This window comes from Bradyrhizobium sp. Kon56 (assembly GCF_055807635.1).
On sequence record NZ_JBVVOU010000009.1, the window covers coordinates 53,722 to 77,887 of the forward strand.

At 64.0% G+C, this 24,166-nt stretch carries 25 protein-coding genes; 20 read left to right on the plus strand and 5 right to left on the minus strand.

Translation table 11 applies throughout. From position 1 onward, the window contains the following. The first annotated feature begins 113 nt into the window (after nt 1-113). From AC0L3B_RS16570 to AC0L3B_RS16585, 4 genes are all read left to right on the plus strand, one after another. A complete protein-coding gene (locus tag AC0L3B_RS16570; protein WP_473380737.1) occupies nt 114-482 on the plus strand; it encodes a YciI family protein in 369 nt (122 codons plus the stop codon). Then, a complete protein-coding gene (locus tag AC0L3B_RS16575) occupies nt 479-1,789 on the plus strand; it encodes an RNA polymerase sigma factor (protein WP_473380738.1) in 1,311 nt (436 codons plus the stop codon). Before AC0L3B_RS16570 ends, AC0L3B_RS16575 begins: the two co-directional genes overlap by 4 nt. Nucleotides 1,790-1,888: 99 nt before the next feature. Further along, nucleotides 1,889-2,425 (plus strand): SRPBCC family protein, encoded by a 537-nt coding sequence (locus AC0L3B_RS16580; protein ID WP_473380739.1) that lies wholly within the window; start codon nt 1,889-1,891, stop codon nt 2,423-2,425. A 38-nt stretch (nt 2,426-2,463) separates the two neighbouring features. Continuing rightward, the gene (locus AC0L3B_RS16585) at nt 2,464-2,877 is read left to right on the plus strand and encodes a VOC family protein (RefSeq protein WP_377791981.1); all 414 of its coding nucleotides are present in this window, start codon (nt 2,464-2,466) and stop codon (nt 2,875-2,877) included. Between the two features lie 108 nt (nt 2,878-2,985). Here AC0L3B_RS16585 and AC0L3B_RS16590 read toward each other — a convergent pair whose 3' ends face one another. The 3 genes from AC0L3B_RS16590 to AC0L3B_RS16600 all read right to left on the minus strand — a co-directional run bounded on the left by AC0L3B_RS16590 (nt 2,986) and on the right by AC0L3B_RS16600 (nt 5,081). Next, the gene (locus AC0L3B_RS16590) at nt 2,986-3,339 is read right to left on the minus strand and encodes a hypothetical protein (protein ID WP_473380740.1); all 354 of its coding nucleotides are present in this window, start codon (nt 3,337-3,339) and stop codon (nt 2,986-2,988) included. Between the two features lie 434 nt (nt 3,340-3,773). Beyond that, a complete protein-coding gene (locus AC0L3B_RS16595) occupies nt 3,774-4,211 on the minus strand; it encodes a hypothetical protein (protein WP_018453779.1) in 438 nt (145 codons plus the stop codon). A gap of 81 nt (nt 4,212-4,292) precedes the next feature. Next, a complete protein-coding gene (locus tag AC0L3B_RS16600) occupies nt 4,293-5,081 on the minus strand; it encodes an SDR family NAD(P)-dependent oxidoreductase (protein WP_018453780.1) in 789 nt (262 codons plus the stop codon). 156 nt (nt 5,082-5,237) lie between these two features. On the opposite strand from AC0L3B_RS16600, the gene AC0L3B_RS16605 reads away from it, so the two are divergent. The 5 genes from AC0L3B_RS16605 (at nt 5,238) to AC0L3B_RS16625 (ending at nt 8,009) form a co-directional block, all read left to right on the plus strand. After that, a complete protein-coding gene (locus AC0L3B_RS16605) occupies nt 5,238-5,600 on the plus strand; it encodes a nuclear transport factor 2 family protein (protein ID WP_085348909.1) in 363 nt (120 codons plus the stop codon). Nucleotides 5,601-5,760: 160 nt separating this feature from the next. Then, entirely contained in the window at nt 5,761-6,165 is a 405-nt protein-coding gene (locus AC0L3B_RS16610; RefSeq protein ID WP_473380741.1) for a YciI family protein, read from the plus strand. A gap of 38 nt (nt 6,166-6,203) precedes the next feature. After that, nucleotides 6,204-6,566 (plus strand): hypothetical protein, encoded by a 363-nt coding sequence (locus AC0L3B_RS16615; RefSeq protein ID WP_473380742.1) that lies wholly within the window; start codon nt 6,204-6,206, stop codon nt 6,564-6,566. Between the two features lie 96 nt (nt 6,567-6,662). Then, nucleotides 6,663-7,403: a TetR/AcrR family transcriptional regulator gene (locus tag AC0L3B_RS16620; protein WP_085348908.1), complete on the plus strand. Its 741-nt coding sequence runs from the start codon at nt 6,663-6,665 to the stop codon at nt 7,401-7,403. A 120-nt stretch (nt 7,404-7,523) separates the two neighbouring features. Beyond that, nucleotides 7,524-8,009 carry a DUF2852 domain-containing protein gene (locus tag AC0L3B_RS16625; protein ID WP_007596323.1) on the plus strand — a complete coding sequence of 162 codons (486 nt, stop codon included), beginning with the start codon at nt 7,524-7,526 and terminating at the stop codon, nt 8,007-8,009. 188 nt (nt 8,010-8,197) lie between these two features. On the opposite strand, the gene AC0L3B_RS16630 is transcribed toward AC0L3B_RS16625, so the two are convergent. Next, nucleotides 8,198-9,361 (minus strand): acyl-CoA desaturase, encoded by a 1,164-nt coding sequence (locus tag AC0L3B_RS16630; RefSeq protein ID WP_473380743.1) that lies wholly within the window; start codon nt 9,359-9,361, stop codon nt 8,198-8,200. Nucleotides 9,362-9,675: 314 nt separating this feature from the next. On the opposite strand from AC0L3B_RS16630, the gene AC0L3B_RS16635 reads away from it, so the two are divergent. Continuing rightward, entirely contained in the window at nt 9,676-10,443 is a 768-nt protein-coding gene (locus AC0L3B_RS16635) for a serine acetyltransferase domain-containing protein (protein WP_473380744.1), read from the plus strand. Between the two features lie 35 nt (nt 10,444-10,478). Here AC0L3B_RS16635 and AC0L3B_RS16640 read toward each other — a convergent pair whose 3' ends face one another. Next, a complete protein-coding gene (locus AC0L3B_RS16640; protein WP_368507138.1) occupies nt 10,479-10,997 on the minus strand; it encodes a DUF2231 domain-containing protein in 519 nt (172 codons plus the stop codon). Nucleotides 10,998-11,493: 496 nt separating this feature from the next. Here AC0L3B_RS16640 and tolQ point away from each other — a divergent pair, with 496 nt between their 5' ends. The 10 genes from tolQ (at nt 11,494) to ftsH (ending at nt 23,856) form a co-directional block, all read left to right on the plus strand. Continuing rightward, nucleotides 11,494-12,210: a protein TolQ gene (tolQ, locus tag AC0L3B_RS16645; RefSeq protein WP_007596319.1), complete on the plus strand. Its 717-nt coding sequence runs from the start codon at nt 11,494-11,496 to the stop codon at nt 12,208-12,210. 43 nt (nt 12,211-12,253) lie between these two features. After that, nucleotides 12,254-12,703 (plus strand): protein TolR, encoded by a 450-nt coding sequence (tolR, locus tag AC0L3B_RS16650; RefSeq protein ID WP_018453789.1) that lies wholly within the window; start codon nt 12,254-12,256, stop codon nt 12,701-12,703. Nucleotides 12,704-12,706: 3 nt separating this feature from the next. Continuing rightward, nucleotides 12,707-13,669 carry a hypothetical protein gene (locus AC0L3B_RS16655; RefSeq protein ID WP_018453790.1) on the plus strand — a complete coding sequence of 321 codons (963 nt, stop codon included), beginning with the start codon at nt 12,707-12,709 and terminating at the stop codon, nt 13,667-13,669. A gap of 41 nt (nt 13,670-13,710) precedes the next feature. Further along, on the plus strand, nt 13,711-15,057 hold the full coding sequence (tolB, locus tag AC0L3B_RS16660) for a Tol-Pal system beta propeller repeat protein TolB (RefSeq protein WP_026232593.1): 1,347 nt from the start codon (nt 13,711-13,713) through the stop codon (nt 15,055-15,057). 242 nt (nt 15,058-15,299) lie between these two features. Further along, on the plus strand, nt 15,300-17,630 hold the full coding sequence (locus AC0L3B_RS16665; RefSeq protein WP_473380745.1) for a putative bifunctional diguanylate cyclase/phosphodiesterase: 2,331 nt from the start codon (nt 15,300-15,302) through the stop codon (nt 17,628-17,630). A 162-nt stretch (nt 17,631-17,792) separates the two neighbouring features. Beyond that, nucleotides 17,793-18,557: an N-acyl amino acid synthase FeeM domain-containing protein gene (locus AC0L3B_RS16670; protein ID WP_026232594.1), complete on the plus strand. Its 765-nt coding sequence runs from the start codon at nt 17,793-17,795 to the stop codon at nt 18,555-18,557. 237 nt (nt 18,558-18,794) lie between these two features. After that, nucleotides 18,795-19,283, plus strand: a complete 489-nt coding sequence (gene pal / locus AC0L3B_RS16675; protein ID WP_026232595.1) for a peptidoglycan-associated lipoprotein Pal — start codon at nt 18,795-18,797, stop codon at nt 19,281-19,283. A gap of 187 nt (nt 19,284-19,470) precedes the next feature. Further along, the gene (ybgF, locus tag AC0L3B_RS16680; RefSeq protein ID WP_018453795.1) at nt 19,471-20,529 is read left to right on the plus strand and encodes a tol-pal system protein YbgF; all 1,059 of its coding nucleotides are present in this window, start codon (nt 19,471-19,473) and stop codon (nt 20,527-20,529) included. A 74-nt stretch (nt 20,530-20,603) separates the two neighbouring features. After that, the gene (gene tilS, locus AC0L3B_RS16685) at nt 20,604-21,719 is read left to right on the plus strand and encodes a tRNA lysidine(34) synthetase TilS (RefSeq protein ID WP_473380746.1); all 1,116 of its coding nucleotides are present in this window, start codon (nt 20,604-20,606) and stop codon (nt 21,717-21,719) included. Nucleotides 21,720-21,933: 214 nt separating this feature from the next. Continuing rightward, nucleotides 21,934-23,856, plus strand: coding sequence for an ATP-dependent zinc metalloprotease FtsH (gene ftsH / locus AC0L3B_RS16690; protein WP_007596301.1), 1,923 nt, complete (start codon nt 21,934-21,936; stop codon nt 23,854-23,856). Nucleotides 23,857-24,166: the final 310 nt, after the last annotated feature.

Below are 24,166 nucleotides of genomic sequence, written 5' to 3' on the forward strand. Positions count from 1 at the left end.
GGCCCTCCTTGGCACGATCTGCCGGATTTTTCTTGCAATTTTTTTCCGCAGCCATGTCGGGGCAAGGCATACTGGATCGTCTTCAAAACAAGCGCTCAGAGAAGGTACTGCCCATGCTTTATGCGATCCTTTGCTATCACGACGAGGACTTCGTCGGCTCATGGAGCAAGGACCAGGACGAGGCCGTGATGAAGAAGCTCGCCGTGGTGCAGGAAGGTCTCGCGAAGCAGGGCAGGCTCGGCCCGGTGGCGCGGCTGCTGCCGACCACTGCGGCAGCGACGCTGCGCAAGGAGGACCCGCCGTTGGTGCTCGACGGTCCCTACGCGGAGACCAAGGAGCAGTTGCTCGGCTTCTATATCGTGGATTGCAAGAATCTCGATGACGCACTCGATGTCGCCCGCGACCTCGGTGCCGCCAATCCCGGCGGCGCCTACGAGGTGCGCCCCGTCGGCGTGTTCAGTCCCGGAGGGAATCTGAAATGAGCGAAGCCGATACCGCCTGGATCGAGACCGCGCTGACCTCGGCGCGCCCCCAGGCGGTCGGCGCGCTGCTGCGCTATTTCCGCGATCTCGACACCGCCGAGGAAGCCTTTCAGAACGCCTGCCTGCGCGCGCTGAAGACCTGGCCGCAGAACGGACCGCCGCGTGATCCCGCCGCCTGGCTGATCATGGTCGGCCGCAACGTTGCGATCGACGAGGTGCGCCGCACCCGCAAGCAGCAGCCGCTGCCGGAGGACGACCAGGCGATCTCCGATCTCGACGACGCCGAGGGCGCGCTCGCGGAGCGGCTCGACGGCTCGCACTATCGCGACGACATTTTGCGGCTGATGTTCATCTGCTGCCATCCAGGGCTGCCGGCGACGCAGCAGATCGCGCTGGCGCTCCGCATCGTCTGCGGCCTGACGGTGAAGCAGATCGCGCGCGCCTTCCTGGTGTCGGAAGCGGCGATGGAGCAGCGCATCACGCGTGCCAAGGCCAAGGTCGCGGAGGCCGGGACGCCGTTTGAAACGCCGGGCGCGGTCGAGCGTTCGGAGCGGCTCGCCGTTGTCGCGGCGATGATCTATTTGATCTTCAACGAGGGCTATTCGGCGAGCGGCGACACCGCCGAAATCAGAAAGCCGCTGTGCGAGGAAGCGATCCGGCTGGCGCGGCTGCTGCTGCGGCTGTTCCAGAGCGAGCCGGAGATCATGGGGCTCACGGCGCTCATCTTGTTGCAGCATGCGCGCAGTGCCTCGCGCTTTGCCGCGGATGGCTCGCTGATCCTGCTGGACGACCAGGATCGTTCGCTGTGGAACGGCACGATGATCGCGGAAGGCCTCGCGCTGATCGACAAGGCGATACGCCATCGCCGCAGCGGGCCCTACCAGATCCAGGCCGCGATTGCCGCGCTGCATGCCCGCGCCTCCACGCCTGAGGAGACCGACTGGGCGCAGATCGACCTGCTCTATGGTGCGCTGGAGGTGGTGCAGCCCTCGCCGGTGGTGACGCTCAACCGCGCGGTCGCGGTTTCCAAGGTGCGCGGACCGCAAGCCGCGCTCGACCTGATCGAGCCGCTGGCGCCAAAGCTTGCCAACTACTTCCATTTCTATGGCGTGCGCGGCGCCTTCCTGATGCAGCTCGGCCGCAACGACGAAGCCCGCATCGCCTTCGACCGCGCCATCGCCCTCGCCAACACGTCCGCAGAAGCCGCTCACATCCGCATGCATCTCGATCGCCTGATCCGGGACAGCCAGCCCAAGGGCGCCGATGGCGGCGCCAGGCAAGACGCCAAGGTCAAGGCGCCAAGGTGATGTAGGGAGCGCCTGCTTCGGGCGGAGCAAAATTTCCGCTTCGCCTTGTCGGACCCGGCCCCCTCCCTTCGTCCTAGGACCGTATCCAGGGAGCCATTCATGCTGAGAGCCGTCGCCATCATCGCCATCCTGTTCGCGGTCGGAATCATGGGCGTGCTCGTCTTTGCGCTGACGAAGCCCGACACATTCCGCGTCGAGCGCAGCCTCGCTGTGAAAGCGCCGGCCCATGCGGTCTATCCCTTGGTTGCCGATTTCCATCGCTGGACAGCCTGGTCCCCCTACGAGGGCCGCGATCCCGCCATGAAGCGCACCTTCGGCGGAACTGCGGAAGGAAGGGGTGCGACCTATGCCTGGGACGGAAACAACAATGTCGGCGCCGGCCATATGGAGATCCTCGAGGCGAGTGCGTCGTCAAAACTCCGCATCAAGCTCGATTTCGAGCGGCCTTTCGAAGGCCACAACACCGCCGAGTTCACCTTTGTGCCGCAAGGCGATGCCACACTGGTCACGTGGGCGATGTCCGGTCCGGCTCCGTTCCTGTCCAAGGTCATGCAGGTGTTCATCAACATGGACAGCATGATCGGCAAGGATTTCGAGGCGGGCTTGGCCAGCCTGAAGAAGCTCACCGAGAAGTAGCGCCGTCACCCCGAACGAAAGCAAAAAGGAGAGAAACGATGCTCAATGCCTATCTGTTCTATCAGGACACCTGCGAAGCGGCGTTCAATTATTACGCCAAGGTTCTCGGCGGCAAGATCGACGCCATGATGCGTTCGTCGGACGCACCGCCGGACATGGCCGCGGCGCCCGGCCGCGAGAAGACGATCATGCATGCACGGATGTCGCTGCCCGACGGCAGCGTGCTGATGGCCTCCGACGCACCAAGCGAGCACTTTCACAAGCCGCAGGGCTTTTCGATCTCGCTCACGGTCGCGGACCCGGCGGAGGGCGAGCGCAAGTTCAACGCGCTCGCCGATGGCGGCAACGTCACCATGCCCTTCAGCAAGACGTTCTGGGCCAAGGGCTTTGGCATGTGCGTCGACAAGTTCGGCATTCCCTGGATGGTGAACTGCCCGGCCGAGGGAATGTGACAGGCGCGATCGCCTGACGCGCTAAGCGACGATCCCCTCTCCCCGACGATGTGGGAGAGGGGCCCGCATGTGGACGTCGCGTCATGTGCCGATTCGACCGCGTACCCCTCAGCGAATCGATCCGGTCACGTCATTGCTCGGTGGCTGGGAGGAGGGAACGCAGCGCGGACAGATCACGAGCTTTGTCCCGAGCTGCCTGTCATTCTCCGCTTCGATTTCGTCATGGATTGCCCACCACGCCGCGGAGTACGGGCGCAAGGTGCCGAGGACTCTCTCCCGCTCCTGATTCGGATCACTCGCCGCGGGAGCTTGGGTCGCCACGCGACGCTTGATGCCGGAGGGACGGTTCGGATCCTGACCGAGGCCGTCCCATGCGATCGGACGGCGATCCTGCGCAGGCGCGACCACGCATCCCATGAGCGTTGCGCAAAAAGTGAGCAAGACGAAGCCGTGTCGGATCATGCCGGACCCTTGGGTGTTGTATGCGACGCGCCAAGTCCGCTTACCGAAGCTTGCGTCGCACCGCTCAAATGGAACCTAAGGGAAACGCGTGGCCGACATGGCCGAATATGAATTCTGCTGTCGCACCACATTGCGAGAGCAGTGAGGCCGCTTCGTGAAATGATGCGGACCGCATCGCACAACAACTGGCGCAATATTAGGCTGTGAACTCCGGGACAGAATCGTTATTTATTCCGTCATAAATTCTAAAAACTGGGGCGGGCGGACTTGGAAGGGGAGCGACCGATGGCGGCGGCGCTGCAGATCAACTTTGCACTTTGGGGTATGCTCATCTGCGCGAGCATGGAATTGACCGAGTTGATCCAGAGTTTTTACTAGAGCTCTCGAAGCAGGTGACCGGCGCAATTTTGCCGGGCACTCGCGTCCGTCGATCATCACCGGCAGCGCGGATAGATCGCGGCGAGGTCGCGTCCCTTCAGCAGAAGCAACCGCGACGAGAGGCCGCCGCGGCGACTGATCCAGTCGCGCACCGGGCCGGGATAGGCCGCAAGCACCGCATCGGATGCTTCCGGCTCGGCGTAGAAGCGTCCGCGCCGATCGACCGAGCGCGCCGCATGGAAGCCGAGCACGGCGCGTTTTGTCACACAAATCCGCTCGCCCGGCACGATGCTCAGTACCAGTGTGCAGGCGGACAGGCAGGGACCGTCGATCACCACGCGCTCGCCGCTCTCGCGCACCTTCTCGAACAAATCGAGGAACGGCCCGACCTGTCCACCGGGCGACTGGATGATGCGGATTTCGGCCGAGGCAGGTGTGGCGGCGAGCAGCGCGGATGCGAGGATCAGGGCCCTGAGAAAGGTGACGCGCCGCATGAAGCCTCCGCGAATTCGAGTCCGTAGGATAGGCCGACGAGAAGAGGTAGTAACGCTTCGCTAGGCCAACCTACGCGGTGCCTACCCGTTCCTCCGCTCGCCGCGCAGCGTCGGCAGGCCGATGCCTGCCGCATCGAAGCCGCCATCGACGGCCAAAATTTGTCCGGTGATGTAGCTCGATCGTTCCGAGCACAGGAAGTAGATGGCTTCGGCGAGTTCCTCTTCCAGGCCGTAGCGGTTGAGCGGAATGGCGTCGTGATAATCGGCGCGGATCTCGCTGGTGTGCACCTGCTTCGCCATCGCGGTGTCGACCGGTCCCGGCGCGACCGCGTTGACGCGGATGTTGAGGGACGCGAGCTCAACCGCGAGCTGCTTGGTAAGGTGCGCGAGGCCGGCCTTGCTGGTGCCGTAGGCCGAGCGCAGCGTCGAGGCGCGCACTGCCGAGATCGAGGTGATGTTGACGATGGCGCCGCCATTGCCGTCGCGCATCAGCGGCACCGCCGCCTTGGTGCAGAGGAACGGGCCGGTGAGGTTGACCTCGAGCACGCGCCGCCAATCGGTCTCCGACGTCTCCATCAGCGGCGCGAACACGGCAACGCCGGCATTATTGACGAGCGCATCGAGCCGGCCAAACCGCTGTTCGACCGTCGTCATCGCGGCGGCAACCGCGGCTGCGTCCGAGACGTCGCAGGTCAACGCCAGCGTGGCCTCGTCCCGGCCGATCTCGGCGACCGCGCAGCCGAGCAACTCGCCCTCGATGTCGATCAACGCCACCCGCCAGCCCTCGCTCAAAAACTTCTTCGCGGTCGCAAGCCCGATGCCACGCGCGGCTCCGGTGACGAGGGCAACGCGGTGCGGGGTAGGGGGCATTGGCTGATCGGTCCTTATGAAAGATTGGGTCGCGCAAACGCGAGCCTCTTTTACTTCGCTTTCGTCCCGACGAGGAAGGCCTTAACTCGAAGGCACGATGTCGGGACGGTCCTCGATGGATCGTCTTCCAGGGGATCATTGCCAGGGAGATCCGCAATGTCCAACCACGAGCGCCAGATTCGAGACCTTTTCGCCGCTTATCTCGGCAACGACCGGCAACGGGTCGCCGACGCGTTGGCGGACGATTTCCGCTTCACCAGCCCGTTCGACGACGATCTCGACAAGGCGGCTTATTTCGAGCGTTGCTGGAGGGACACCGGCTGGATTGCGCGGCACGACATCGAGCGGATTTTCGTCCAAGGCGACGAGGCCTTCGTCACCTATCTCTGCCGGGCGACAGATGGCAGGAGCTTTCGCAACACCGAGTTCTTCACCTTCGCCGGCGGCAAGGTTCGCCGCATCGACGTCTATTTCGGCGCTGCCCGGCAGGACGGGCGTTTCCTGCCGCAGGCGCGCTAGAGCCAGCCAATAATCGCCAGAATAATTTTCGTCACCTGTCGGTTTCGTCAAGGTTCCTTCGTCTTGGAGGTGAGGGTGGGCGGCCCGGGCCGTCGCTCCCGCCCATCCGGAGTGGCGCCTCGCCGCGCAACCCGAACGAAAAAGCACGCAAGGAGTGCTCATGCGATTCATGATGCTGATGATCCCGCTCGGCTACGAGACCGCGGCGCCCGACGTTCAACTCGATCCCGAGCGGGTCGCTGCGATGATGCGCTACAACGAGGCGCTGAAGGACGCCGGCGTGCTGATCACGCTCGACGGCCTGCACCCGCCCTCGATGGGCGCGCGCGTCTCGTTTGCGGCCGGCAAGCCCATCGTGACCGATGGTCCGTTCGCCGAGGCCAAGGAGGTCCTGGGCGGCTACTGGATGATCGAGGTTGTCTCGCGTGCCGAGGCGATCGCCTGGGCCAGGCGGTGTCCGGCCGCACCGAACGAAATCATCGAGATCCGTCAGGTGCAGGAGATGAGCGACTTCCCGCCAGACGTGCAGGAGGCCGCCGCCGGTTTCGGCGACCTGAAGAAATAGCCGCAGCTTCGTCTATCCATCACCAAAGGAGAGAACCGATGAGCACCGACACCTATCTCGCCGTTTTCCTCGGCAGCAAGACCAGCTCCAAATGGACCGCATGGAATGCGATGCCCGAGGCCGAGCGCAACGCGAAAGAGCAGGAGGGCATGGCGGCGTGGAAAGGCTGGGTCGAAAAGCACCAGGGCGCGATCGAGGCCATGGGCGGCCCGCTCGGCAAGACCAAGAAGGTCGACGGCAAGGGCATCGCCGACATCGCCAACGAGATGGGCGCCTTCACCGTGGTGCGCGCAGCGTCCCATGAAGCCGCGGCGAAGATGTTCGAGAACCACCCGCACTTCACGATCTTCCCCGGCGAACGCGTCGAGATCATGCCGGTGCTGCCGATCCCTGGCGGCTAGGATCTCGGGCCGCCTCGCCGGACCGGGAAGAATACGGGCTGATCAACCCGTCGCCGCTAGTGACCTTCACCGCCAGCTCATGTAAAGGTCGTTCACATGAGCTGGCGCAAGGAGACGCGCCGCGCCGAGCGCGGCTATCACCACGGTAATCTGAAGGAAGCCCTGTTGCAGGCCGCCCTCGGATTGATCGCCGAGAAGGGCGCGGCCGGCTTCACCTTTGCCGATGCCGCACGCATGGCCGGCGTCAGTGCGGCGGCGCCGTACCGGCATTTTCGCGACCGTGAAGAACTGCTGTCCTCGATCGCGCAGCGCGGCTTCGAGCAGTTTGAATCGCGCCTGACCGCGGCTTGGGACGACGGACGGCCCGACACCGTCACGGCGTTCGAGCGTGTCGGCAGGGCCTATCTCGCCTTCGCCCGCGAGGAGCCCGCGTTCTACAACGCGATGTTCGAATCTGGCCTCCCGGTGGATGCCAATCCGGCGCTCCAGGCGGCCAGCGAGCGTGCTTTCAACATCATTCGTGCCGCGGCGGAGCGGCTTGCCGCGCTGGCGCCGCCGGGCACGCCGCGGCCGCCGGCGATGATGATGGCGCTGCACATCTGGTCCATGGCGCATGGCGTGGCCTCGCTGTTCTCCCGCGGTGACGCCGCGCGTCGAAAGCTGCCGATGTCGCCGGACGAGCTGCTCGAAGCTGAGGTGCTGATCTATCTGCGCGGTCTCGGCTTCCCGACCGATCGCCGTCCCCCGGCGAAAAGCGCCGAGCCGCCGCCGGTGCCGCCGGAGGCATCCTCCGGTTCAGGCGTGCCGCCCGGTGGTCCCTGGGGCAAGCCGAAATAAAGTTACCCAAATAATTGCCCCGCCCTGTCAGGCGGTCGGCTTGACAAAACCGCGGGATGATTTACCTATGTAAATGTTATTTACATTCACAACGGCGCTGATGCCGTCATGGAGAGGGAAATGGCCTACACCGCTGATGTCAATCGATGGCGCGGCCCTTCGGACCAACACTACGAGCGCCCCCACATGCTCAATACGCCCTGGCATCCCGGCTGGATCGCCGTGACCATCCTCGGCTTCATCATCTGGTGGCCGATCGGACTTGCCCTTCTCTTTTTCACACTCGGGAGCAGAAGAATGTCGTGCTGGAGCAACCAGGATCGCTGGCAGAACAAGATGGAGCGGATGCAGTACAAGATGGATCGTATGCGCGGCCGCATGGAGCGCCACGGTTTCGGCTTTGGCTTCGGTCCGCCCTCGAGCGGCAACCGCGCCTTTGACGAGTACCGCACCGAGACATTGCAGCGGCTCGAGGAGGAGCAGGTCGAGTTCAAGAACTTCCTCGACCGTCTGCGTCACGCCAAGGACAAGGAAGAGTTCGACCAGTTCATGGCGCAACACAAGACACGCCCGACCCCGCCGCCGACCGACCAGCAGCAAGGTTGATCTCAAGCTTGATCTCGGGACTGACGCCTCTCAAAGCCGTCAGGCGCATGCCCCCAAAGTCCTGATGGCCCCGAGCCGCTCGCCTGCGCAACCCGCAGGCGGGCGGTTTGATTTTGGCAATGCGCGGCAGGCCGCCGCGACCTTCTGGAAATGTCCTGGCTGGAAAGTCTTGGCCTGGAGAGACTTGGTCAGCGCGCCGTGGCGAGCTGCGCGCGAACCGACTCCAGGAAGTGTTCGTAGGCATAGTCCACGATCTCGTTAAGTGATCGCGTTCGCGCAAACATCGCCTTGGCCTCGGCGAGAAACTCCTCGCGGGTCGGAATCTTCGGCAAGTGCAGATGCGTCAGTGCATCGACACCTTCGTGCGCGCGACTCAGGATGTCGTGCAGCGTCGGCAGTTGCAACTGGGCCAAATCGGCTCGGCGGAGCGCCGACGAAATCGCATGCGCCAGGGTCTGCGCATCGAACCGTCCGGCAAGCTCGCGGGCCGCCCGGTTGATGACGCGTGCGCCAAGCGGCTGCTCGTTGCGCAGCACCTGCTCGGGCGGCGACTTCATGTTCCAGACGATGCCGAACCAGGACAGCACCTTCAGGATGTAATAGGTGACGTCGATTTCCCACCAGCGAAAACCCTGCCGCACGCTGCTCTGGTAGGCGTGGTGATTGTTGTGCCAGCCCTCACCGAGAGTGAACAAGGCCAGCAGCCAATTGTTGCGTGAATCATCGCCGGTCACGTACCGCTTGCGTCCATGCACGTGGGCGAGGGAATTGATGCAGAAGGTCGCGTGATAGACCAGCACGGTGCTCCACAGGAAGCCGACGACGAGACCGGACCATCCGCCAACCAGGAAGCAGAGCGCAGCCAGCGTGACGGCTGGCAGGAGTTCCAGGCGATGCAGCCACATCAACTCCGGATAGGCGGCGAAATCTCCGACTTTCACGAGGTCGGTGCCATCGTGCTCGCTGTAAAAAATCCAGCCGAGATGACTGTAGAGGAAGCCTCGATGACGCGGCGAATGCACGTCGTCTTCGGTATCGGAATGCAGATGATGATGTCGATGCTTGGCCGCCCACCACAAAACGCTTTTCTGCGCGGTGCTTTGCGCAAGCCAGGCCAGGATGAACTGAAACACTCGACCGGTCGCAAAAGCCCGATGGGAGAAATAGCGGTGGTAGCCTGCTCCGATCGCAAACATACGGACGACATAGAGTGAGCCGCAGATCGCGATGGCCTGCCAGGTAACGCCGGTCCAGATCGCAGCAATGCAGCCGAGATGGACCAGCAGGAACGGCAGGGCGGAGGGATACATGATGTCGTCGTGTTGGTCGTCAGCGGGGGCGTTGGGCGACATGTATTGGCGTGACCTTGGAGGACGGGGATTCGGGATTCGCTTCGGCAGCACTGAGGGCCGCTGTGTGCGACAATCCCGGGGATGGCGGACCACTGCGGGGCTTTGAACGAGATGCTTTGCCTGAGCAACCCGGGCCAGCGCGGCAGCACGAACCTGAGACCATAGCTACGGGCGGAACTCGGCTGCCTCCATATATATGATCGCGGCTGCTTGGCATGCAAGCTCGTAGCCTCACGGGGTGCGTGGCGCGCGGGCTGCCGACGGCCTATATCCGACAGTGAAAAGGAAGCGTCAAAATACCGCAGGCAGCAACGATGGCGGAAGCGGCGATGATAGCGAGCGAAACCCTCTGGCAGAAGATCCGCGACGAGGCGCAGCGCACCGCGGCAGCCGACGCCATATTCGGCAAGGCTCTTGTCGGACTCATCCTCGTCCATGACGATTTTACCGCCGCACTGTCCGACCTGATCGGACGCCGGCTTGGCGACAGCGAGGTCGAACGCGCGCGCTTCACGACATTTTCCCGCGACGCCTTCAATGATCAGCCGGATCTGATCGAGGCGGCCGGCCGCGACTTGCAGGCCATCGTGCTTCGCGATCCCGCCATCAGCGGAGTGTTGGCGCCGCTGCTGCACTTGAAGGGCTACGTCGCCTTGCAGGCGTGGCGCGTCTCGAACTGGCTCTGGCATCACGACCGTGGTGACGCGGCGCTGCTATTTCAGAACGAGGCGTCGAACGTCCTGCAGGTCAGCATTCATCCGTCGGCGAGCTTGGGATCGTCGGTGTATCTCGACCACGCCACCGGCATCGTAATCGGTGCCGATGTGGTGATCGGCGACGAGGTCACCATGCTTCAGAACGTCAGCATCGGTCGTGGCACGGAACTGCCGGCGCGCTCGCCTCGCATTGGTCGCGGCGTGTTCATCGGCTCCGGCGCGACAATTCTCGGCAACGTCAGAATCGGCGATTTTGCAAAGATCGGCGCCGACACCGTCGTGACGAGCGACGTGCCCCGGGGCTGCACCGCAATCGGCAATCCGGCGCGGCTGACCAATTGCCCAGAGCCCGCTTCCGCGGCCTGACTCGCCGTCACGTCATCAGGCGACGTGCTCCTCGTTCACGCGGCGCGGCGGCGGCTCTCGCCGCCATGACGCGGGCTGACCGGCTCCGAACTGGTCTGGCCCGGCGCGTCCAGCACCGCGACGTGATGCCGGTAGACCAACTCCCAGCCCTTCCACCCCGTGAAAAGCAGAATGCCGACCACGATCAGGGACAGCGCCACGCCCCACGGCTTGATTGCAGCTTCCGCGCCTTGCGCGTAGCGGAGGTAGAAATTGATCAGGGCCAGCACGACGGCTACGAGATTGCCGATCATGTGATACCAGGCGTCATTGAGGCTGCGGATGCGGGCGTCGCTGAAGAAGTCGGTGAAGCCGGCCACGGCCGCAACGAGCGCCATCACAATACCGGCGCCGATCAGCCAGATCGCGGCTCTGGCCCAAAAGCCGTCACCGGTGCCGATGAAGGCGAGATCGGCGATGGGCGCGCCGACCAGGAAGGCGACGGGGAACGGGATGATCATGGGGTGGAGCGGATGATCGCCGACCGCGGCGGTCGTCTTGGGGTTGATGCTCATGGCAAAACCTCGCGACAAGTGATTTTCCAGACAATTTTTCGGACGGAGGCTGGTTCCTCTGACCGGGATAGCGGGCTCCGCTCCTGATGCGCACGGGAAAGCGGAACTCTGCTGTCCCGGGCGCAGCGCACCGTCCCGTCGGGAACACGGCCCGCCCGCCGCGCCTCCCATCCCCCTGTGCGACCTCCCTTTCCCGCACTCAAATTCGTCTGCGGTAACCCAGCATTAACCATCGCCGGGCTCTGGTAATTGCGGACAATCGCGCGCCCAAAGCCTGAAGTCTGAGCCTTGGGGTCGGGCCCATAGTTTTGACATCTTGGCAGGGAATGCAGGCGGCCGGCTTTGGACGAGCCCTGCACCCCAGAAAGACAAGGCTTTGAGCGGGCTTGCCGGCCGCGCCGGTTCTAGCGCGGCTATTGGGGAACCGGCGGCCATTTGCTGGCCGGGACATTAGGTCGGGACATCAGGTAACGATCGCCTTGAGAGGATACTGCTTATGAATCCGGCCGACGTGGCTCAGTCAGCCCTTCCGGTTGCCGCTTCCGCGGACGTGTCGCTGATCGCGCTGTTCTGGCAGGCTCACTGGATCGTGAAAGCGGTGATGCTGGGGCTTCTCGCCTGCTCGGTCTGGGTCTGGGCGATCGCCATCGACAAGATCTTCCTGTTTGCCCGCACCCGCCGCTCGATGGACCGTTTCGAGCAGGCTTTCTGGTCCGGCGAGTCGATCGAGGACCTCTATCGCACGCTCTCGGCCAAGCCGACACATTCCATGGCGGCCTGCTTCGTCGCCGCGATGCGCGAGTGGAAGCGTTCGTTCGAGAGCCAGGCCCGCTCGGTCGCCGGCCTTCAGATGCGCATCGACAAGGTCATGAATGTCTCGATCGCCCGCGAGGTCGAGCGGCTGGAACGCCGGCTGCTGGTGCTCGCCACCGTCGGCTCCGCAGGCCCCTTCGTCGGCCTGTTCGGCACCGTCTGGGGCATCATGTCGAGCTTCCAGTCGATCGCGGCGTCGAAAAACACCTCTTTGGCGGTGGTGGCCCCTGGCATCGCGGAGGCGCTGTTTGCGACCGCCGTCGGCCTTATCGCCGCCATTCCTGCCACTATTTTCTACAATAAGTTCACCTCCGAGGTGAACCGGCAGGCCCAGCGGCTCGAAGGCTTCGCCGATGAATTTTCAGCCATCCTGTCGCGCCAGATCGACGAGCGGGGCTGACGGACGGCATGTATAGTGTGAAGGGCAATTTGGGCACCAGACCATGGGCATGAACGTTGCGAGTTCGTCCGGAGGCGGTGGGCGCCGTGGCCGGCGCAAGCCGGTCGTGGCCGAAATCAACGTCACGCCGATGGTGGACGTGATGCTGGTGCTGCTCATCATCTTCATGGTCTCGGCGCCGATGTTGACGGTCGGCGTGCCGCTCGACCTGCCGCAGACCCAGGCCAAGAGCCTCGAAAACAACGACCAGAAGCCGATCCAGATGTCGGTGGACATCAAGGGCAAGGTGTTCATCAACGACGCCGAGATCGCGATCAACGAACTGATCCCCAAGCTGAAGGCGATCACGGACGCGCGCGGCGGGCTCGAGGAACGCATCTATTTGCGTGCCGACAAGAAGGCGGATTACGGGACGGTGGCCAAGGTCATGGGCCAGTTGTCCGGCGCAGGCTTCAAGAAGCTGGCGCTCGTCACGGAAGCGGATCAGGGGTAAACCGTGAAGGTGAAGGTCGACAAGACACTCGTTGCGTCGATTGCCCTCCACGTCCTCGTGCTGGGATGGGGGCTCGTCACCTTTAGCAGCAGGGCTTTTGTGCCGGCGGAAGAGTCGCTGCCGATCGACATCATCTCCACCGATCAACTCGCGCAGATGATGTCGGGGCAGAAGACCGGCGACAAGAAAGAGCCGAAGCCGAAGGTCGAGAAGATCGCGGAAGCCAAGCCCGAGGAAGACGCTGTCGGCAAGGTCACCGAGAAGAAAGAGCTGATCAAGACCAACTCGACGCCGGAGCCGCCGCCAAAACCCGTGGAGAAGCCGGTCGAGAAGAAGCCCGAGCCGCCCAAGCCCGTCGCTGAGGCGAAGCCCAAGGAAGAACCGAAGCCGCCGGAAAAAAAGCCTGACCCGGCCAAGGAAGATCCGATCGCCGAGCTGCAGAAAAAGCTCGAAACCAAGAAGCCGCCGCCCAAGCCGCCGGAGCAAAAGGTCGCGGCGGTGCAGCCGCAACAGCAGCTGCCGAAGCCCAAGGAGCGCAGCTTCGATCCCGCGCAGATCCAGCGCGATCTCGACAAGCGCGCCGCGACCCGGCACGAACTCGCGGGCTCGACGCTGAATGCGTCGGCCTCGCTGGGATCGACGACCGGAACGGCCGCCAACAACATTGCGACCTGGCGGGGCGCGTTCCAGGGGGCGGTGAAGCGCTGCTTCACGCCGACCTATAACGGCCAGGATGCGGATCAATACGAAGCCGACATCGACATTCCCATGAAGATCGACGGATCGCTCGCGTCCGAGCCGATCGTCGTCGCGGTGAGGGGACCGTCGCGATCGATCGCACAGGCGGTGGCGGAGAGTGCCAGACGCGCCATCGTGCAGTGTCAGGTCTATTCGTTCATGCCGAAGCAGCAATACGAGAGCTGGAAGCTCATTCCGATGACTTTCGGCCTGAAAGACATGTTGTGACATCCGAACAAAAGAATTTTGCGATGAATGACGTTCGATCGATGAACCGCCGCCGCTTCATGACCCTGACCGGATCGACGCTCGCGATGCTGGGGGGCGGACAAGCCTTGGCCCAGCAGCCGCAGGGACGGCTCCGCATCGATCCCACCGAGTTTCGGCCGATTCCGATTGCGATCACCAATTTTGTGCCGGGCTCGCCGGCCGACGGTGACGTCGGCAACGGCGTCACCCAGGTCATCACCAACAATCTGAAGCGCTCGGGCCTGTTTGCGCCGGTCGACCAGGCCGCCTTCATCGAGCGCATCAGCAACATCGACGTCGCGCCGCAGTTCGAGAACTGGAAGACCCTGAACGCGCAGGCCCTCGTCACCGGCCGCATGACGCGGCAGCCGGACGGCCGCCTCAAGGCTGAATTCCGCTTGTGGGACGTCGTCACGGGCCAGCAGCTCGCCGGCCAACAATATTTCACCTCGCCGGAATATTGGCGTCGCATCGCCCACATCATCTCCGACCAGATCTATGAGAAGCTGACCGGCGAGAAGGGCTATTTCGACAGCCGCGTGGTGTTCGTTGACGAGACCGGGCCGAAAGAGCGCCGCGTCAAGCGGCTCGCGATGATGGACCAGGACGGCGCCAATGTGCGCTATCTGACCCGCGGCTCCGACCTCGTGCTGACGCCGCGCTTCTCGCCGAACTCGCAAGAGATCACCTACATGGAATTTGGCCAGGGCGATCCGAAGGTCTACCTGTTCAACATCGAGACCGGCCAGCGCGAGATCGTCGGCAACTTCCCCGGCATGACCTTTGCGCCGAGGTTCTCGCCGGACGGCCAGCGCGTCATCATGAGTCTGCAGCAGGGCGGCAATTCCAACCTGTTCGTGATGGATCTGCGCTCGCGCTCGACCACGCGCCTCACCGACACGCCCGCGATCGACACCTCGCCTTCCTACTCCCCGGACGGCACCCGCATCTGCTTCGAGTCCGATCGCGGCGGCAGATCGCAGATCTATGTCATGGCCGCGGGCGGCGGAGCGGCGCAGCGCATCTCTTTCTCCAAGGACGACAACAACGCCACCTATTCGACGCCGGTGTGGTCGCCGCGGGGCGATTACATCGCCTTCACCAGGCAAGGTGGCGGGCAGTTTTCGATCGGCGTGATGAAGCCGGACGGCTCCGGCGAACGGCTTCTCACCTCCGGCTATCATAACGAAGGTCCGACCTTCTCGCCGAACGGCCGCGTGCTGATGTTCTTCCGCGATCCGGGCGGCAGCGGCGGGCCGTCGCTGTTCTCCGTCGACATCTCGGGGCGCAACGAGCTGAAAGTGCCGACGCCGGGCTTCGCCTCCGACCCGGCATGGTCGCCGCTCTTGTCCTCGACATCGGGCTAGCCGCCGCCCCCGGCGCGCGATGATTTGACCGCGCGCCTTTTCCGAAAACTTGGCGAGATGTTTCCCCGCGATAATTGTTCTTTAAGGTTGCACTAGGCAAACTTTTCCCATGGGTTTGTTTCTATTGATGTATTCCGACTATTGGTCATTCAAAACAACTCGACTTTAACGATGTTCCCTCAGAAAGACTTCATACCGGATCGGTAAAACTGCGCTCCAGACAGGACGCGCGTAAACACCAGATGCAGTTTGCAAGTCAGAGCGGAGAGCCGGAACAGCGGCCGCCGAAAACTTCGGCGGCGCAAATCGATTCGCTGTTCGAAGCGCCTGGCCCGTTGCTGGCGGGACTCATTTTCGTGTCGATTGGTGCGGCCCTCACCGCGCTGAGGACGGGCGAGCCGCTGATCTGGGCGTGCGTCGCACTTCTGATCCTGGCCGGGACCGCGCGGGCGATCGACCTGCGCCTCTATCAGGCACGTCACGCGGTCATGACCGTCGAGGCGGCCGCACGCTGGCAGAAGCGCTATCAGATCGGAGCAAAGATCCAGGCGGCTGCGATCGGCATCTGGTGCGCCACCACCCTGTTGGCCACGGACGACGCCGTGGCCCACATGATCGCCTTGTCGGTCACGACCGGAATCGCGGCAGGCGGCGCGGGCAGGGCATATGGCCGGCCTGCGATCTTCCACCTCCAGGCCGTGCTGATCTTCGGCCCGGCCGTGCTTGCCTTGGCGCTGCGTGGAACACCCTACTACATCGCGATGGCGCTGGTCAGCGCCGCGTTCCTGATGGCGATCATGCAGCTCTCGGTGAATCTGCATCGAATCTTCATGGGAGCGGTCGTGGCACGTGAGCGTGAAGCCGCGCTCGCCGGCCAGTTCGATACGGCTCTGAACAACATGCCGCACGGCCTCTGCATGTTCCGCGTCGACGGACAGCTGGCGGTCATGAACCACCGCTTCGGCGAAATGATGAATCTGCCGGAAGGTCTCGCGCAGCGCGGGGTCAACGCGCGTGACATCGTCGCGGCGTGCGTGAGCGCGGGATCCATCTCGGCTGGGAGCGGCGAGCGAATCGTCGCGGACATCGAGAGTTCGCAAGCCAAGGAGATCATCACCGCCGATCCCGATACGCAGCGAAACCGGTCGTTGTCCTGGACTGTCCAGCCGATGGCTGACGGTGGCGCGGTGGTGCTGCTCGAGGACATTACCGAGCGACGTAGCGCCGAGGCCAAGATCACGCATCTGGCGCGCTACGACGACCTCACCGCGCTGCCCAACCGCGTTCATTTCCGCGATGAGATCGAAAGGCTGCTGGCGATCTCGCACGGCGCCGAGCGCCTGTCCGCGCTGCTGTTCGTCGACCTCGACCAGTTCAAGCAGGTCAACGACACGCTCGGCCATCCCTGCGGCGACCAGCTCCTGTGCGCGGTCGCCAACCGTCTGCGCGAGATGCTGCGCCCCGAGGATTTCGTCGCCCGCTTCGGCGGTGACGAATTCGTCGTGTTCCAGGAGAACATCTCCTCGCCCGAGGACGCCGCTGCGCTGGCGCGCCGGATCGTCGAACGGCTGAGCGAGCGTTACCGCATCGACAATCATCTGGTCGAGATCGGCGCCAGCGTCGGCATCGCATTGACCTTGCCGGAGGGCATCAGCGCAGACACGCTGCTCAAGAATGCCGACATGGCGCTGTACCGGGCCAAGGCCGACGGCCGCGGCACCTTCTGCTTCTTCCGCGACGAGATGGCGGCGACCGTCGAGGCGCGCCGCATCCTCGAGCTCGATCTGCGCAAGGCGCTCGCCAACGAGGAGTTCGAGCTGTTCTATCAGCCGCTGGTCAATCTGAAATCCGGCAAGATCACGACGTGCGAGGCGCTGCTGCGCTGGAATCATCCGGTGCGCGGCACGGTCTCGCCGATCGACATCATCCCGGTCGCCGAGGACATGGGGCTGATCGTCGATCTCGGCCGCTGGATCCTGCGCCGCGCTTGCATGGAATGCATGAAATGGCCGGAGGGCGTCAGCGTCGCCGTCAACTTCTCGCCGCAGCAATTCCACCAGCGCGACGTCTTGAGCGAAATCCGCTACGCGCTCGAGGTTTCGGGGCTCCCGGCGCATCGGCTGGAGATCGAGATCACCGAATCCTCCCTGTTGCGCAACACCCAGCTCACGCACGACATCCTGTCGCAATTGCATGCGATCGGCGTGCGCATTTCGCTGGATGATTTCGGCACCGGCTATTCGAGCCTCAGCTACCTGCACAATTTCCCGATGCAGAAGGTGAAGATCGACCGCTCCTTCCTCGAGGGCATCGATGCCGACCGGCCGCTGACGCTGCTGCGCGGCGTAGCGCGGCTGTCGGCCGATCTCGGCATGGCGGTCGTGGTCGAGGGCATCGAGACCAATGATCAGCTCGAGTTGATCAGCGCCGACGGCACCGTGACCGAAGGGCAGGGCTATCTGTTCAGCCGGCCGGTGCCGGCAGTCCGGATTCGCCAATTGCTCAATGCCTCGCATGGTCGTCGCGGGGCTGAGGACCACATCGTCATGGTGTCCTCGCGATCGATCGCCTGATCTTTCTCCGCCTCACTCCTTCAACGCATTTAGCTCTCGTTCGCCCGTGTTTTTGCGGGCTGCAAAGGTTAACCCTAACGTTTCTAAGCCTTTGCAATTCCGTTAATGAACCATTAATCTCCTCACACTCGCAGAAGTTGCTTTGGAGTGTAGGGGTACTGGATGACGTCTGGAGCTGAACCGCAAACGGTGCTCCTTCCGCGGGGAGCCGCTCTGTTTGACCGCATCGATTACCGCCTGATCGAAACTCCCGAGGACCGAGACAACCTCTATTTGATGCGGTACCGGGCCTATCTGCACGCCGGTCTGATCGAGCCGTCGGAGTCGCGGCGCGTAACCGATCGCTTCGACGATGCGCCCAACACCTGGAATTTCGGGGTCTATGTCGATGGAGAGCTCTGCAGCTCCGTTCGCATTCACGTCCTGACGTCGGACTGGCGGATGTCCTACACGACCGAAGTGTTTGGCGACGTCCTGCATCCCCGCCTCGACCGCGGCGAAGTTCTCATCGATCCATGCCGGTTTGTTGCCGATCCCGAAAAGCACCAGCGTTTTCCGGAGCTGCCCTATCTGACGGTGCGGCTGGCCTTTGTGGCCTGCGATCATTTCAACGCCGATACCGGGCTGGCCATGATCCGGACCGACCACCAGGCGTTTTATCGTCGCATCTTCCTGCACGAGACCATTTCACCGGAGCCACGCGGGTTTCCGGGCTGGCCCACCAAGAAGGCCGTGCTGATGGCGTCCGATTTCCGGAACCAGCGGGAAAAGGTCCTGACGCGCTTTCCGATCATGCGTTCCAGCGCGTTTGAGCGGCGCATGCTGTTTCAACGCAGCAGCCCCCGCCAGGCTGCCGCGCGCCCGGTGTCGCTGGCCACGCAGCGGCCCCCGGACGTAGCCGTCTCGGCAACGGGTTCTGCCCGCTAGGCCCCCACGCGAGGAGCCTAAAATTCCAGCAAAGGCCGCGGTTTTTGCCGGTCGTTGCGGCTTGCCTTCACCGTCGCGCCACATTTACAACCCATTAACCATGACGGTTGCTTTTCGCTGGTTGGGGGCATTTGACCGGCTGTGGCAAGGTTCCATCAAGGTTGACGGAACGTTCGCTTAACCAACCCCCTGTAGACCGGACAGCAGTGGACGAAACGTGAGCGTGGAGGCTCCGGAATGAAACATCCTATGCGCATCCTCCAGGGATTGAAGCTGGCCGCGGTGCTTGCCGTCGCGTTGTCGATGGGTGCCTGCGCCAACAAGAACTCTGCCACGGATGCGATGGCCAACGCGGCGACGCCGGGCAGCCAGCAAGACTTCGTCGTCAATGTCGGCGACCGCGTGTTCTTCGAAAGCGACCAGACCGATCTGACCCCGCAGGCGATCGTGACCCTGGAGAAGCAGGCGCAGTGGCTCCAGAGCTATCCGCGCTACAGCTTCACCGTCGAAGGTCATGCCGACGAACGCGGCACCCGCGAATACAACATCGCGCTCGGCGCTCGCCGCGCCCAATCGGTGCGTTCGTTCCTCGCCTCGCGCGGCATCGATCCGAACCGCATGCGCACGATCTCGTACGGCAAGGAGCGGCCGGTGGCCGTTTGCAACGACATCTCCTGCTGGTCGCAGAACCGCCGCGCCGTCACCGTGCTGAACGCGAGCTCCTGACGATCGGTCAGGCGCCGTTCATCTTCAGATAGCGATTATGCCGGCGCCCTCTCGGGCGCCGGTTTCGTTTCAGCGATCTGTGACAGAAACCCGTTTGTTACAGTCACAGTTTTGGCGTACTCCCCTTCAATGTGTGGCGCGTCGAATGTTCGGTCGCAGGCCATTTCGCTTTCGTCGTCAGGGCAAGATGTCATCCAGATTTAAGGTCTTCACCGGCACCGTGGCGATCGCCGCGCTGCTTTCGTTGTGCTCGCCCGCCCTCGCACAATCGGACGATGCAGATCCCGAGATGCGGATCGAGCGGCTGGAGAACCAGCTGCGCCAGCTCACCGGCCAGAACGAAGAGCTGCAATATCGCAACCGCCAGCTCGAAGAGCGGCTGCGAGCGCTCGAGGGCGGCGCGCAAGCTTCGCCCGGCCAGACGCCGGTCCAGCCCAATGTCGCGGCCATGCCGCCCGCACAAGCCGCGCCGGCCTATCGCCAGCAGCCGCCGCACCAGCAAGCGGCCCAGCCGAATTACGAGCAGCCGCAGATCGCCTCTCCGGCACCGATCGTTCAGGAGCAGCCTGCGCCCGGCGCGCCGGGCACGCGCCGCCGCGGCGATGCCTTCGACCCGAACCAGAGTCCGAATGCGCCGGGTGCGCCGCGCGCGCTCGGCGGCGGGCAGCAACCGATGCCTGCAGGTGCCCCGAGCGGCGCGCCCGGCGGCCGTGGCGCCGGCGAACCGCTTGATCTCGCCAACAGCGGCCCCCGCTATCCGCAGGCGGTCGGGCCTCAGGCTGCGCAGCCCGGCTATCCGCCGGTCTCATCCGGCTCTCCCGCGCCATCAGGCGGCACGGGCCTTGCGACCCTGCCGCCCTCGGCAACGCCGCGCGACGAATTCGACCTCGGAATCGGCTACATGCAGCGCAAGGACTATGCGCTGGCCGAGCAGACCATGAAGAATTTCTCGCAGAAATATCCGAGCGACCCGCTGCTCGGTGACGCGCAATACTGGCTCGGCGAGAGCTATTTCCAGCGCCAGCAATATCGCGACTCCGCGGAAGCCTTCCTCGCCGTCACCACGAAATACGACAAATCCGCCAAGGCACCGGATGCCCTGCTGCGGCTCGGCCAGTCGCTGGCGGCGCTGAAGGAGAAGGAGGCGGCGTGTGCCGCCTTCGGTGAAGTCGGTCGCAAATATCCGCGCGCTTCCGCCGGCGTCAAAGCTGCGGTCGACCGCGAGCAGAAGCGGGTGAAGTGCTGAGGCGCGGCGATTGATCCTGACAAGACGGATGGCGCTGCGCTAAACAGTGTCCATCCGCGGACGATTGCAGTGTCATGTCAGAGGACAATTCACCGATCTCGGCGCGTGAGGCCAAGCGCCTCTTCGCAGGCCTGAAAGGCGCGCAGGGACTGCTGCTCGCGGTCTCCGGCGGGCCCGACTCGGTGGCGCTGATGTGGCTTGCGGCGCGCTGGCATCGCAGCCTTTCGCGCGGCCCGCGTCTCACCGTAGTCACCATCGACCACGGCTTGCGGCCGGAGGCGGCGCGCGAGGCGCGCGAGGTCAAGCGTCTCGCAACCGGGCTTGGCCTGCAGCACCGGACCGTGCGCTGGCGCGGGGCAAAGCCGAAAACGGGACTGCCGGCCGCCGCGCGCGAAGCTCGCTACCGCCTGCTTGTGCAGGCCGCGCGCCTCGCCGGTGCGAGCCACGTGCTGACCGCCCACACCCGCGACGACCAGGCCGAGACCCTGTTGATGCGGCTTGTGCGCGGCAGCGGATTAGCCGGGCTGTCGGCGATGGCCCGTCTCACCGAGCGCGACGGCGTCGTTCTTGCGCGTCCACTGCTCGATGTTCCGAAGTCGCAGCTGATCGCGACCTTGAAGCGGGCGAAGATCGGCTTTGCCGACGATCCCACCAACCACGACGCTGCCTTTACCCGGCCGCGGCTGCGTGCGCTGCTGCCGCAGCTCGCGGCGGAGGGCGGTGATGCCCGCAGCCTGGCTCGGCTCGCGGCAAGGCTGGCGCGCGCCAATTTGGCCGTCGAGGTGCTGACCGATGGAGCCGAGCGCTTCCTCCGTTTGCGGGATCGCGGCGATGCGCCGCAGGCCGGCGTTCGAAGCTTCGAGGCCTCCGGGTTTGCCGCCCTGCCGGAGGAGGTCCGGCTGCGGATCCTGCTGCGGGCCATCAACGCGTTCGGGCATGAGGGGCCGGCGGAACTCGGCAAGGTCGAATCCCTCCTGGCCGTGCTCGATCAGGCCATTGCCGCAAGTGCCCGCGCACCCGCAAATGGCCGGCCGGCCCTGAAGCAGACGCTTGCGGGAGCCTTGATCAGCCTTGCCGGGGGACGTATCCGCATCGCCCCGGCGCCGGCCCGGCGCAAGGGTGGATCAAGGGTGGATAAGGGCGGATCATGGCACCGGCCGTTTCGAGACCGCGCCGTGAGGACACCTTAACCAGGCAGGAAAAACCCGGACCCGAGCGCCATTATTTCAGCGGGAATCGGACTAAGATGGGCTAAATAGTCCCATCTCGTTCCCTTGGCAGCGACCGGAGCGACACCTAGATTGTATGCGTCTAACCGAGAGGATTCCTTGGGGATTTCCTCGCGCTGCCCAAATAACTGCCCAAGGCTCAGGCCGCGATCCGCGCGACCACGAAGGAAGATCGATGAACGCCAATCTGCGCAATTTCGCCCTCTGGGTCATCATTGTCCTGCTGCTGTTGGCGTTGTTCACGCTCTTCCAGAATCCGGGTCAGCGCGCCTCCTCGCAGGACATCGCCTTCTCCCAGCTCCTGAGCGAGGTTGACCGCGGCAATGTGCGCGACGTCGTAATCCAGGGGCCGGACATTCACGGCACCTTCACCAACGGCTCGAGCTTCCAGACCTATGCGCCGAGCGATCCGACGCTCGTGAAGCGCCTCTATGACAGCAAGGTGCAGATCACTGCGAAGCCGCCCGGCGACAACGTGCCGTGGTTCGTCTCGCTGCTGGTCTCCTGGCTGCCCTTCATCGCGCTGATCGGCGTGTGGATCTTCCTGTCGCGGCAGATGCAGGGCGGCGCCGGCAAGGCGATGGGCTTCGGCAAGTCGCGCGCAAAAATGCTGACTGAAGCGCATGGCCGCGTCACCTTCGAGGACGTCGCGGGCGTCGACGAGGCCAAGCAGGACCTGCAGGAGATCGTCGAATTCCTGCGCGACCCCGGCAAATTCCAGCGCCTCGGCGGCCGAATTCCGCGCGGCGTGCTGCTGGTCGGACCTCCCGGCACCGGCAAGACCCTGATCGCGCGTGCGGTCGCGGGCGAAGCCAACGTGCCGTTCTTCACCATTTCGGGTTCTGACTTCGTCGAGATGTTCGTCGGCGTGGGCGCCAGCCGCGTCCGCGACATGTTCGAGCAGGCTAAGAAGAACGCGCCCTGCATCATCTTCATCGACGAAATCGACGCCGTCGGTCGTCACCGTGGCGCCGGCCTCGGCGGCGGCAATGACGAGCGCGAGCAGACGCTGAACCAGTTGCTGGTCGAGATGGACGGCTTCGAGGCCAACGAGGGCGTGATCCTGATCGCCGCGACCAACCGTCCCGACGTGCTCGATCCCGCGCTGCTGCGTCCCGGCCGCTTCGACCGTCAGGTCGTGGTGCCCAACCCGGACGTCGTCGGCCGCGAGCAGATCCTCAAGGTCCACGTCCGCAAGGTGCCGCTGGCGCCGGATATCAACCTCAAGACCATCGCGCGCGGCACCCCGGGTTTCTCCGGCGCCGACCTGATGAACCTCGTCAACGAAGCCGCGCTCACCGCCGCCCGCCGCAACAAGCGGATGGTGACCCAGGCCGAGTTCGAGGAAGCCAAGGACAAGGTGATGATGGGCGCCGAGCGCAAGTCGCTCGTCATGACCGAGGAAGAGAAGCTGCTGACGGCCTATCACGAGGGCGGCCACGCCATCGTCGGCCTCAACGTCGTCGCGACCGATCCGATCCACAAGGCGACCATCATTCCGCGCGGGCGTGCGCTGGGTATGGTCATGCAGTTGCCCGAGCGTGACAAGCTGTCGATGTCGCTGGAGCAGATGACCTCGCGCCTTGCCATCATGATGGGTGGCCGCGTCGCCGAAGAGCTGATCTTCGGTCGCGAGAAGGTAACCTCGGGTGCGTCGTCCGACATCGAACAGGCGACGCGTCTGGCGCGCATGATGGTGACGCGCTGGGGCCTGTCCGAGGCGCTCGGTACCGTGTCCTACGGCGAGAATCAGGACGAGGTTTTCCTGGGCATGTCGGTGTCGCGCACCCAGAACGCATCGGAAGCGACGGTTCAGAAGATCGATACCGAGATCCGGCGCTTCGTCGAAGAAGGCTATAACGAGGCAACGCGTATTCTCACCGAGAAGCGCGCCGATCTCGAAGCTCTCGCCAAGGGCCTGCTCGAATTCGAGACGCTCTCCGGCGACGAGATCATCGACCTGCTCAAGGGCAAGAAGCCGAACCGCGAATCCGTGCTCGAGCCGACCACACCGCGCGCCTCGGCCGTGCCGCCGGCCGGCAAGTCGCGCCCGCGACCCGATCCGGATCCCGGCCTGGAGCCGCAGCCGCAGGCGTAATCGCGTACGGCAGATCGAATTGAAAAACGCGGCGGAAACGCCGCGTTTTTTGTTGGTGATGGTGATTTGCGGGTGGTGCCAACTCAGCGCCCCGTCATTGCGAGCGCAGCGAAGAAATCCAGAATAGATCCGCGGTGACAGTCTGGATTTGCTTCACTGCGCTCGCATTGACGATTTTGATGCAGTTGCACTGGAAACTCAGAAGTACGGCAGGCAAAGGTGCCTAAGCGCCGCGCCCACCATCTCTCGCCAATCACGCTAGAAGTGGTGGCACACGCTCTGGAGTTTGCGTCATCACTTCGGCGCCCGC

Coding starts and splice junctions, on each gene's coding strand:
- AC0L3B_RS16670 (WP_026232594.1), top strand. CDS start 17,793: ATGACGTCTGGAGCTGAACCGCAAACGGTGCTCCTTCCGCGGGGAGCC.
- AC0L3B_RS16615 (WP_473380742.1), top strand. CDS start 6,204: ATGAGCACCGACACCTATCTCGCCGTTTTCCTCGGCAGCAAGACCAGC.
- AC0L3B_RS16630 (WP_473380743.1), bottom strand. CDS start 9,361: ATGTCGCCCAACGCCCCCGCTGACGACCAACACGACGACATCATGTAT.
- pal (WP_026232595.1), top strand. CDS start 18,795: ATGAAACATCCTATGCGCATCCTCCAGGGATTGAAGCTGGCCGCGGTG.
- tolQ (WP_007596319.1), top strand. CDS start 11,494: ATGAATCCGGCCGACGTGGCTCAGTCAGCCCTTCCGGTTGCCGCTTCC.
- AC0L3B_RS16595 (WP_018453779.1), bottom strand. CDS start 4,211: ATGCGGCGCGTCACCTTTCTCAGGGCCCTGATCCTCGCATCCGCGCTG.
- AC0L3B_RS16610 (WP_473380741.1), top strand. CDS start 5,761: ATGCGATTCATGATGCTGATGATCCCGCTCGGCTACGAGACCGCGGCG.
- AC0L3B_RS16620 (WP_085348908.1), top strand. CDS start 6,663: ATGAGCTGGCGCAAGGAGACGCGCCGCGCCGAGCGCGGCTATCACCAC.
- tilS (WP_473380746.1), top strand. CDS start 20,604: ATGTCAGAGGACAATTCACCGATCTCGGCGCGTGAGGCCAAGCGCCTC.
- ybgF (WP_018453795.1), top strand. CDS start 19,471: ATGTCATCCAGATTTAAGGTCTTCACCGGCACCGTGGCGATCGCCGCG.
- AC0L3B_RS16590 (WP_473380740.1), bottom strand. CDS start 3,339: ATGATCCGACACGGCTTCGTCTTGCTCACTTTTTGCGCAACGCTCATG.
- AC0L3B_RS16640 (WP_368507138.1), bottom strand. CDS start 10,997: ATGAGCATCAACCCCAAGACGACCGCCGCGGTCGGCGATCATCCGCTC.
- AC0L3B_RS16605 (WP_085348909.1), top strand. CDS start 5,238: ATGTCCAACCACGAGCGCCAGATTCGAGACCTTTTCGCCGCTTATCTC.
- AC0L3B_RS16600 (WP_018453780.1), bottom strand. CDS start 5,081: ATGCCCCCTACCCCGCACCGCGTTGCCCTCGTCACCGGAGCCGCGCGT.
- AC0L3B_RS16625 (WP_007596323.1), top strand. CDS start 7,524: ATGGCCTACACCGCTGATGTCAATCGATGGCGCGGCCCTTCGGACCAA.
- tolB (WP_026232593.1), top strand. CDS start 13,711: ATGAACCGCCGCCGCTTCATGACCCTGACCGGATCGACGCTCGCGATG.
- AC0L3B_RS16580 (WP_473380739.1), top strand. CDS start 1,889: ATGCTGAGAGCCGTCGCCATCATCGCCATCCTGTTCGCGGTCGGAATC.
- AC0L3B_RS16665 (WP_473380745.1), top strand. CDS start 15,300: ATGCAGTTTGCAAGTCAGAGCGGAGAGCCGGAACAGCGGCCGCCGAAA.
- AC0L3B_RS16570 (WP_473380737.1), top strand. CDS start 114: ATGCTTTATGCGATCCTTTGCTATCACGACGAGGACTTCGTCGGCTCA.
- AC0L3B_RS16635 (WP_473380744.1), top strand. CDS start 9,676: ATGGCGGAAGCGGCGATGATAGCGAGCGAAACCCTCTGGCAGAAGATC.
- tolR (WP_018453789.1), top strand. CDS start 12,254: ATGGGCATGAACGTTGCGAGTTCGTCCGGAGGCGGTGGGCGCCGTGGC.
- AC0L3B_RS16575 (WP_473380738.1), top strand. CDS start 479: ATGAGCGAAGCCGATACCGCCTGGATCGAGACCGCGCTGACCTCGGCG.
- AC0L3B_RS16585 (WP_377791981.1), top strand. CDS start 2,464: ATGCTCAATGCCTATCTGTTCTATCAGGACACCTGCGAAGCGGCGTTC.
- ftsH (WP_007596301.1), top strand. CDS start 21,934: ATGAACGCCAATCTGCGCAATTTCGCCCTCTGGGTCATCATTGTCCTG.